General features: G+C 66.2%; 7 protein-coding genes and 1 pseudogene. 6 read left to right on the top strand and 2 right to left on the bottom strand.

Annotated elements, in window-relative coordinates; translation table 11 throughout:
• Positions 1 to 239 (bottom strand): annotated as a pseudogene (locus ACT4N3_RS01235) (PKHD-type hydroxylase); the annotation flags it as partial.
• A 273-nt stretch (positions 240 to 512) separates the two neighbouring features.
• The gene (locus ACT4N3_RS01230) at positions 513 to 2735 is read right to left on the bottom strand and encodes a TonB-dependent receptor (protein ID WP_444853384.1); all 2223 of its coding nucleotides are present in this window, start codon (positions 2733 to 2735) and stop codon (positions 513 to 515) included.
• 215 nt (positions 2736 to 2950) lie between these two features.
• On the opposite strand from ACT4N3_RS01230, the gene ACT4N3_RS01225 reads away from it, so the two are divergent.
• The 6 genes from ACT4N3_RS01225 to ACT4N3_RS01200 form a co-directional block, all read left to right on the top strand.
• Complete coding sequence (locus ACT4N3_RS01225) at positions 2951 to 4192, top strand: acyl-CoA dehydrogenase family protein (RefSeq protein WP_444853383.1); 1242 nt, start codon at positions 2951 to 2953, stop codon at positions 4190 to 4192.
• Positions 4193 to 4306: 114 nt separating this feature from the next.
• Positions 4307 to 5392, top strand: coding sequence for a Zn-dependent alcohol dehydrogenase (locus tag ACT4N3_RS01220; protein WP_444853382.1), 1086 nt, complete (start codon positions 4307 to 4309; stop codon positions 5390 to 5392).
• 11 nt (positions 5393 to 5403) lie between these two features.
• The gene (locus ACT4N3_RS01215; protein ID WP_444853381.1) at positions 5404 to 6180 is read left to right on the top strand and encodes an SDR family NAD(P)-dependent oxidoreductase; all 777 of its coding nucleotides are present in this window, start codon (positions 5404 to 5406) and stop codon (positions 6178 to 6180) included.
• 117 nt (positions 6181 to 6297) lie between these two features.
• Entirely contained in the window at positions 6298 to 7059 is a 762-nt protein-coding gene (locus ACT4N3_RS01210; protein ID WP_444853380.1) for an SDR family NAD(P)-dependent oxidoreductase, read from the top strand.
• A 26-nt stretch (positions 7060 to 7085) separates the two neighbouring features.
• Positions 7086 to 7658, top strand: a complete 573-nt coding sequence (locus tag ACT4N3_RS01205) for a hypothetical protein (protein ID WP_444853379.1) — start codon at positions 7086 to 7088, stop codon at positions 7656 to 7658.
• A gap of 79 nt (positions 7659 to 7737) precedes the next feature.
• A partial coding sequence (locus ACT4N3_RS01200; RefSeq protein ID WP_444853378.1) for an enoyl-CoA hydratase/isomerase family protein occupies positions 7738 to 8599 on the top strand: 862 nt, incomplete at its 3' end.

Below are 8599 nucleotides of genomic sequence, written 5' to 3'. Positions count from 1 at the left end.
TAGATCGCGTCGGGCAGTGCAGCAGCCTGGAAAAGCAATGAACGTGCAAGCGCCTGGCTCAACGCTTCGTTCAGCGCCGCCGCCGTTTCGCCCCGCTCCGGGAGCTGCAGGTTCCTTTTGGCGAGCGCGGACTGGTAGCCGGCGGTGACCTTGCCGTCGGCCCATTCGGCGCCGTCGAGACGTTCACGAAAGCGTTCGACCTCGGCCGCGCTCAACACTTCGGGAATATGGACGATCATCGCGCGCCTTTTCGCGGCCTGCCGCCCTCCTGTCCAGAAGGCTGCCGAAGGTGACGAAGGTGCCGGTACGTCACGCGCGGAACCGTCACCTTTGGCGAATTTCCGGTCACTGCATCAGCACCTTGTCGATGACGCGGAACGGGCACGGCAGGAGCGAAATGGAGTCGGCCATTCCCAGCATATGCTGCATTTGACGGCGTGTAGGAAAATGGTTTCTCGTGAGGTGCAACGGCCGGACCAGATACGCATGTCCGGCCGTGGCGGGGAGAGCTCCTAAAAATCCAGGATTAGGGTCGCCGAGGTCGAGCGCGCCGGCGCCGGGATCGCATAATCCTGCCAGAAGGACTGAAAGTAATATTCGTTGGTGATGTTGAAGACGTTCACCCGCACCCGGGCACGGCCGCTCAGGCGGTATTCGGCGAACAGGTCGGCGGTCGTGTAGGCGGGCACGGTGACGAGCAGGAAGCCCGGCCGGCCGATATTGCGGCTGCCGACATGCTGGATGCCGCCGCCGACCAGCAGCTGCGGCGTGACCCGATATGAGGTCCACAGGTTCAGCGAATGGCGCGGCAGATTGTCCAGCCGGCGCCCGGTCTCGCCCGGAATGCTCGACCGGCGGATCTCGCCGTCGAGCCAGGAATAGCCGAACAGCAGGTTCCAGCCGGGAAGCAGCTCGCCCACCAGCTGCATTTCGAAACCCTCCGACCGTTGCGCGCCGTCGAGCGCGATGGCGGGATCGGCGGGTCCCGAGCCGGTGGTGCGCACATTGGCGCGATCGATCCGGAACAAGGCGGCGGACAGGGTGGCGCGGCCGCCCAGCAACTCGATCCGACCTCCCAGCTCCCATGCCTCGCTGCGCTCGGGGTCCACGCCGAGCGCGAAGGCCGTCACCGGCGGGTTGTTGTTGCCGCCGGCGAGCTGGACCACTTCGACGCGGCCGGACGGCTCGAACGAAGTGCCGTAGGCGACATAGAGGCTCGACCCCGGCGTCGGCTTGTAGACAAGGCCGAGATTGTAGCTCCAGTTCGAATCGCTGACGCTAAGATCGGTGACAAAGCCGGGGAACAGGCCGGTATCGTCGAAGCCGCGTACCCGCGTTTCCACATCATCGAAGCGCAAGCCGGCGAGCACCCGGAAGCGCTCGCCGATCTCGATCGTGTCGAACAAATAGAAAGCGAGAGTGTCCGTGTCCTGCCGCGCGCGGGTGCCGTTGAACGGGATGACGGGCGCGGCCTGGAGGGGCGGATCGAACAGGTTCCTGACCGGACCGTTGGCGTCGAGCCGGCGGCGATTCTCGGCCGTCTCGCGCGAGATTTCGAAGCCGCCGACCAGCGTGTGCCAGATCGTCTGCGAGCCGAAGGCCCAGGTGAGATTGGTCTGGTTGATCCAGAGCTGATCGACCTGATCGCGCATCTTGGCGCGGCCGAACACCGTCGTCGTGGCGTCGATCGTCGTCGGCGCGCCGCTGACCACCGGCCCGTGAATGACGGAATCGTTCGACGCCCGGCCGTAGCGGCTCTGACTGCGCAGCGAGAGGACGTCGCTGAACTGATGGTCCAGTCGCAAGGTCACGACATCGGCGGCGACGTCAGCATAATCGTTCGAATAGCCGTAATAATTGGAACGGCGCACCGGCAGCGGCCGGCCGGCAAAGGCGGTTCCGGCTAGCGAAAGCTGGCGGCCGTTTGGAATGCCGTAATCGGGAATGTCGTCCTGCTCCAGGTGGAGCCAGTGAAGCGACAACTCCGTGCCCGTGTCGATGCCGATCGCGACCGCGGGATTGATCGCCCAGCGTCGGTTGCGGGTGTAATCGCGACCCGGCACGTCGTTGCTGTTCGCCATCGCGTTGAAACGGATCGCTGCGCCGAGCTCGCTCGACAGGATAAAATTGGAATCGAGCGCGGCGCGATAGAGGTCGTGAGTGCCGGCGGTGAGCTCGACGGTCGCGCCGTCGTCAAGCACCGGGTAGCGGCTGATCAGGTTGACCGTGCCGCCGACATTGCCGCGCCCGGCGAAGGCGGACGCCGGCCCTTTCGTCACCTCGATCCGCTGGTTGTTGAAGGGATCGCGGAAATAGTTGCCGACGTCGCGCATACCGTCGCGCAGCACGTCGTCGCGCGCCGAAAAACCGCGCACCGAGAAAGCGTCGCCGCCGCCCGGCGGATTTCCTTCGCCGGCCTGGATGCTGATCCCGGTGATGTTGCGCAGCGAATCGCGGAGCGTCCGCTGGCCCTGCTCCTCCAGCAGTTCGTCCTCGACGACGGTTATGGTCCGGGGCGTGTCGAGCAGCGGCAGGGCGCTCTGGGGCGCTGAAAGGCCCTCTTCGGACGGCCGGTATCCGCGAACGACGATATCGTCATCATCGACCCCCGGCCCATGCTCGCGCTGCTCGCGCGGCCTGTCAGGCGGCCTGTCCTGCGCCAGCGCCGCGCTCGCGACGAACAGGGAAGCGCTGATCCTGCCGGCCGCCAGCAATGCGCCGCGAACGTTCTTCATCGCCATCCCCCGCAGGAAGCACACTGGAGGGCGGGCGCTTCAGGTTCGCTCCGCCCTCGGAACGATTGCTATTGCAAAGTGCTCGCAGCGCCATTCCGACATTTGTCGGATGATCGCCCACGTCTTGGCGTGTCAGAGGATTCCGCCCTCCCCTTTCCCCGCCACGCCGTTTCTGGCAGCGAGGAAAAGCGCTGGGACCAAGGGGAAAACGACCGATGGACTTTGACCTTACGGAACGCGAGCGTTTCTACCGGGACCGGGTGCGGGACTTCATCGAGACTCGGATTCGGCCGCGCAATGGAGACTACAAGGCGCAGCTTGCGGAAGGGGATCGCTGGCAGCCGATCCCGGTGATCGAGGAACTGAAGCCGCTGGCGCGCGAGGCGGGCCTGTGGAACCTGTTCATGCCGCCGGGCTCGGCGCTGCGCCATGTCGACGAGACGTTTGCGTTCGAGGGGACGCAGCTCACCAATCTCGAATATGCGCTGTGCGCCGAAGAGATGGGTCATCTCCTCTGGTCGAGCGAAGTGTTCAACTGCTCGGCGCCCGACACCGGCAATATGGAGGTGCTACACCGCTACGGGACGCGCGAGCAGAAGGACGAGTGGCTGAAGCCGCTGATGAACGGCGAGATCCGCTCCGCCTTCCTGATGACCGAGCCGGCCGTCGCCTCGTCCGACGCGACCAACATCCAGTGCGCGATCCGGCGCGACGGCGGCGACTATGTGATCAATGGCCGCAAATGGTGGTCGTCCGGCGCCGGCGATCCGCGCTGCAAGGTCGCGATCCTGATGGGCAAGACCGATCCCGATGGGCCCAAGCACCAGCAGCAATCGATGGTGCTGATGCCGATGGACGCGGCCGGGATCACCGTCGAACGGGCGCTGACCGTCTTCGGCTATGACGACGCGCCGCACGGCCATATGGAGATCGAGCTGAAAGACGTGCGCATTCCGGCGTCGGCGATGCTGCTCGGCGAAGGGCGCGGCTTCGAGATCGCGCAGGGGCGGCTGGGGCCGGGCCGAATCCACCATTGCATGCGCACGATCGGCGCGGCGGAGGAGGCGATCGCGGCGATGGCGCGGCGGCTGCAGAGCCGGGTGGCGTTCGGCAAGCCGATCTCCTCGCACAGCGTCTGGGAGCAGCGCATCGCCGAGGCGCGGATCGACATCGAATGCTCGCGGCTGCTCTGCCTCAAAGCCGCCGACATGATGGACAAGGCCGGCAACAAGGCGGCCGCCGCCGAGATCGCGATGACCAAGATCCATGCCCCGCGCATGGCGCTCCGGATCATCGACGACGCGATCCAGGCGCATGGCGGCGCGGGGGTTTCACAGGACTTCGGATTGGCGGCGAGCTATGCCGGCATCCGCACTTTGCGGCTGGCCGACGGCCCCGACGAGGTCCACGCCCGCGCCATCGCCAAGATCGAATATGCCAAGCATGCGCCAGCTTAGCTCCTCCCCGGTACGGGGAGGGGGGCCATGCGCAGCATGGTGGAGGGGTCCCCTCCGCCGTGCCGACCCCTCCACCGCACTTCGTGCGGTCCCCCTCCCCGCTCCGGGGAGGAATTGGTGAAAGCAGCCATCCTGCACTTGCCCGGCCAGCCGCTGGTCATCGAGGAGGCGCGGGTCGACAAGCCCGGCCCGCGCGAGGTGCTCATCCGCACCCACGCCTGCGGCGTCTGCCATTCGGACCTGCATTTCATCGACGGCCTTTATCCGGCGCCGCTGCCGCTCGTCGCGGGTCATGAAGCGGCCGGCGTGGTCGAGGCGGTCGGCGAGGACGTGACGGCGATCCGGCCCGGCGACCATGTCGTGACCTGCTTCTCCACCTTCTGCGGCCGCTGCGAGTTCTGCGTCAGCGGCCGACTCTCGCTGTGCGTCGATTCATCGACAAAGCGAAAGAAGGGCGAGCCGCCGCGCGTCGCGCTGGGCGAGACTGGGCTCCACCAGCTGCTCAATGTCGGCGGTTTTGCAGAGCTGATACTGGTCCATGAGAATGGCGCGGTCGCGATCGACCGCGACATGCCGCTCGACCGCGCCGCCTTGATGGGCTGCGCGGTGGTGACCGGCGCGGGATCGGTGCTGAACGCGGCGCAAGTGCGCGCCGGCGAGCATGTCGCGGTGGTCGGCTGCGGCGGCATCGGCCTCGCCGCGATCAATGCCGCGAAGATCGCCGGGGCCGCGACCATCGTCGCGATCGACCCGGTGCCGGCGAAGCGCGCACTGGCCGAGAAGCTGGGCGCGACGCACAGCTTCGATTCCGGCACCGAGAAATTGCGCGAGGCGGTAACCGAGCTGACCAAGGGCGGCGTCCATCATGCGATCGAGGCGGTCGGCCGGATCGCGGCGGGCGACCTCGCCATCTCGCTGCTGCGCCGCGGCGGCACCGCGACAATCGTCGGCATGATGCCGCTCAACGAGAAACTTGGGCTTCGGGCGATGGACCTGCTGGCCGAGAAGAAGCTGCAAGGCTCCCTGATGGGATCGAACCGTTTTCCGGTCGACATTCCCAAGCTGGTCGATTTCTATCTCGCCGGACGGCTCGATCTCGACGCCCTGATTGCGGAACGCATTCCGCTGGCCGGGATCAACCGCGCGCTCGACACGCTCAGGACGGGCGAGGCCGCGCGCTCGGTGGTCATTTTCGATTGAGGGAGGAAGGCATGTCGCTGTTCGATCTGACCGGCAAGGTCGCGATCATCACCGGATCGTCGCGCGGCATCGGCCGGGCGATCGCCGAGGCGATGGCGGATCAGGGCGCGAAGGTGGTCATTTCCAGCCGCAAGGCCGAGGCCTGCGCCGAAGTCGCCGATGCGATCAACGCCAGGCAGGGCGAGGGACGCGCGATCGTCGTGCCGGCGAGCATTTCCTCCAAGGACGAGCTGCAGCGGCTGGTCGACGAGACCCGGGCGCAGCTCGGCCGCATCGACATCCTCGTCTGCAACGCCGCCTCCAACCCCTATTACGGGCCGATGGCGGGGATCAGCGACGATCAGTTCCGCAAGATCCTCGACAACAATGTCATCGCCAATCACTGGCTGATCTCGATGGTCGCGCCGGAGATGATCGAGCGGAAAACCGGCTCGATCATCATCGTCAGCTCGATCGGCGGTCTGAAGGGCTCGGCGATGCTCGGCGCCTACAACATCTCCAAGGCCGCGGACTTCCAGCTCGCCCGCAACCTCGCCGCCGAGTTCGGGCCGCACCAGGTGCGGGTGAACTGCATCGCGCCGGGCCTGATCAAGACGGATTTCGCCAAGGCGCTCTGGGAAAATCCGCAGACCCTGAAGATGGTGACGATGCACACGCCGATGCAGCGGATCGGCGAGCCGCACGAGATCGCCGGCGCTGCGGTGTTTCTGGCGAGCGACGCCTCGACCTTCATGACCGGCCAGGCGATCGTGGTGGATGGCGGCAGCACGGTGGGGGTTGGGCTTTAACTCCCTCTCCCCGGCGGGGAGAGGGTGGGGTGAGGGGGTGATGAGTCCGAGATTAGCCTCGACCGTCGAGCCCCCTCCCCCTACCCCCTCCCCGCCGGGGAGGGGAAAGGAGCAGTTATGAGCGGAAGACTGGCAGGCAAGGTCGCGATCGTCACCGGGGCGGCGTCGGGGATCGGCAAGGCGAGCGCGGCGCTCTTCGCCGCCGAAGGGGCGACGGTGATCGCCGCCGATGTCGAATCCGCCGATGGGATCATCGGCGCGGACGCCGGCAGCGAAGAGGATGTGATCGGCCTCGTCGAGCTGGCCAGGCGCGAGCATGGCGGGCTCGATGTCTTCTTCGCCAATGCCGGCATTTCCGGCGGCCTCGCTTCGATCTTCGAGCAGTCGCCGGAAGACTGGCAGGAAATTCTGCGGGTCAATCTGATCGGGCCGTTCTTGGCGGTGAAGCATGCCGCGCCGGCAATGAAGAAGCGCGGCGGCGGCTCGATCATCGCCACCGCCAGCGTCGCCGGCATCCGCGCCGGCGCGGGCGGGCCGGCTTATTCGGCGTCCAAGGCGGGCGTGATCAACCTGGTCAAGGTCGCGGCGACCCAGCTCGCCACCGCCAATATCCGCGTCAACGCGATCTGCCCCGGGCTGATCGAAACCGGCATGACCGGGCCGATCTACGACATGGCCCGCGCCGCCGGGAAAGAGGAACGGCTCGGCCACCTCAACCCGCTGAAGCGCGGCGGCGAGCCGATCGAGATCGCCAACGCCGCCCTCTTTCTCGCCTCGGACGAGTCCAGCTACGTCAACGGCCATGCGATGGTCGTCGACGGCGGCCTGTCGATCTCGCACCCGTTCAACTATCAGGACTATGGCAAGACGGCGTTCTGATCGCTGACGGAAGAGGGCGCGACGTGATGGATCTTTTCAACTTCATCCTGGTCATGGTCTCGCTCATTCTCGCGATCGGCGTGACGCATTTGATCCAGCGGGTGGCCGAGATTATTCGCATTCGCGATACTGTCCCTCTCGATTGGTTGCAGCTGACCTGGGCGCTCAGCCTCTTCCTCCTTGCGGCACTTTACTGGTGGTCGCTGTGGGATATGCGAAATGCCGATTGGACTTTTCCCAAATACTTCCTTGTGCTGCTCAGTCCGACGTTGCTGAATTTTGCCGTGAGCCTGCTTGTTGCAACGGACCGAGCGAGCGATACGGCAACCGCGCCGTTCAACTTGGCGCGTATCCGGCTTCCGTTCATGCTGATCATGGCCGCTTCCATGGTTGCGGTGTCATGGGACGCATGGTTGGTCGGCACCGAGCCGGCCTGGACCGCCTACCGCCCCATCCAAGTGTTTGTGATCGGCCTCTACTTCGCCGGGGCGGCGCTGCCTGGCCTCACCGCGCAGCGCGTGATCGCTGGCTTGGTGCTGCTCACTTATGTCATCGGCGGGTTTGTGTATCGCTTGTTGCCCGGCGCCTTTGCGTCATAACGGGCATACAGCAGCTGCGGCGACGGAGCGATTGACGTTCACGTCAACCTCCGCCAACGCGGCCAGAAGGAGACGCCGCATGAGCCCGATCAGCACCCGCAAGCATGGCGACATTTTGATCGTCACTTCGAACAATCCGCCGGTTAACGCGCTCGGCCATGCGGTGCGCGAGGGGCTTGTCGCGGCGGTCGCCGAGGCGGACGGGGACGGGGCGGTGAAGGCGGTGGTGATCATCTGCCAGGGGCAGACCTTCTTCGCCGGCGCGGACATCACCGAATTCGGCAAGCCGATGCAGCTGCCGATGCTGCCGACGGTGGTCGATATCATCGAGAATTGCACCAAGCCGGTGGTCGCCGCGATCCACGGCACCGCGTTCGGCGGCGGCCTCGAGGTCGCGCTGGCGAGCCATTACCGGGTCGCGGTGCCGTCGGCGAAGCTGGGCGTGCCGGAGGTGAAGCTCGGCCTGCTGCCCGGCGCGGGCGGGACGCAGCGGCTGCCGCGCGTCGCCGGGGTCGAGAAGGCGCTTGAAATGGCCGCGACCGGCAATCCGATGGGCGCGACCGAGGCGCATGCTATCGGGCTGGTCGACCGGCTGATCGAGGGCGATCTGGAGCAGCATGCGGTCGCCTTCGCCGAGGAGGTCAGGGAGATCCGGCCGATCCCCAAATCCTCCGAGCGCGACGACAAGCTCGCCGCCGCGCGCGCCAACCCGCAGGTCTTCGCCGATTTCCGCAAGGCCAATGCACGCAAGTTCCGCGGCTTCGAGGCGCCGGAGAAGAACATCCAGGCGATCGAGGCCGCGGTCGCCAAGCCTTATGCCGAAGGCGTGCTCGACGAGCGGCGGCTGTTCATGGAGCTGATGACCGGCAAGCAGGCCCGCGCGCAGCAATATTTCTTCTTCGCCGAGCGCAAGGCGGCGAAGATCGACGGCATTCCGGAGG

This window comes from Sphingosinicella sp. (assembly GCF_052388015.1).
Lineage (GTDB): Bacteria > Pseudomonadota > Alphaproteobacteria > Sphingomonadales > Sphingomonadaceae > Allosphingosinicella.
This window is presented reverse-complemented; position numbering and strand designations above follow the sequence as displayed.

What these genes read in the sequence shown, in the direction of transcription:
- ACT4N3_RS01230 (WP_444853384.1), bottom strand. Translation starts at nt 2,735, where the DNA reads ATGAAGAACGTTCGCGGCGCATTGCTGGCGGCCGGCAGGATCAGCGCT.
- ACT4N3_RS01210 (WP_444853380.1), top strand. Translation starts at nt 6,298, where the DNA reads ATGAGCGGAAGACTGGCAGGCAAGGTCGCGATCGTCACCGGGGCGGCG.
- ACT4N3_RS01205 (WP_444853379.1), top strand. Translation starts at nt 7,086, where the DNA reads ATGGATCTTTTCAACTTCATCCTGGTCATGGTCTCGCTCATTCTCGCG.
- ACT4N3_RS01215 (WP_444853381.1), top strand. Translation starts at nt 5,404, where the DNA reads ATGTCGCTGTTCGATCTGACCGGCAAGGTCGCGATCATCACCGGATCG.
- ACT4N3_RS01225 (WP_444853383.1), top strand. Translation starts at nt 2,951, where the DNA reads ATGGACTTTGACCTTACGGAACGCGAGCGTTTCTACCGGGACCGGGTG.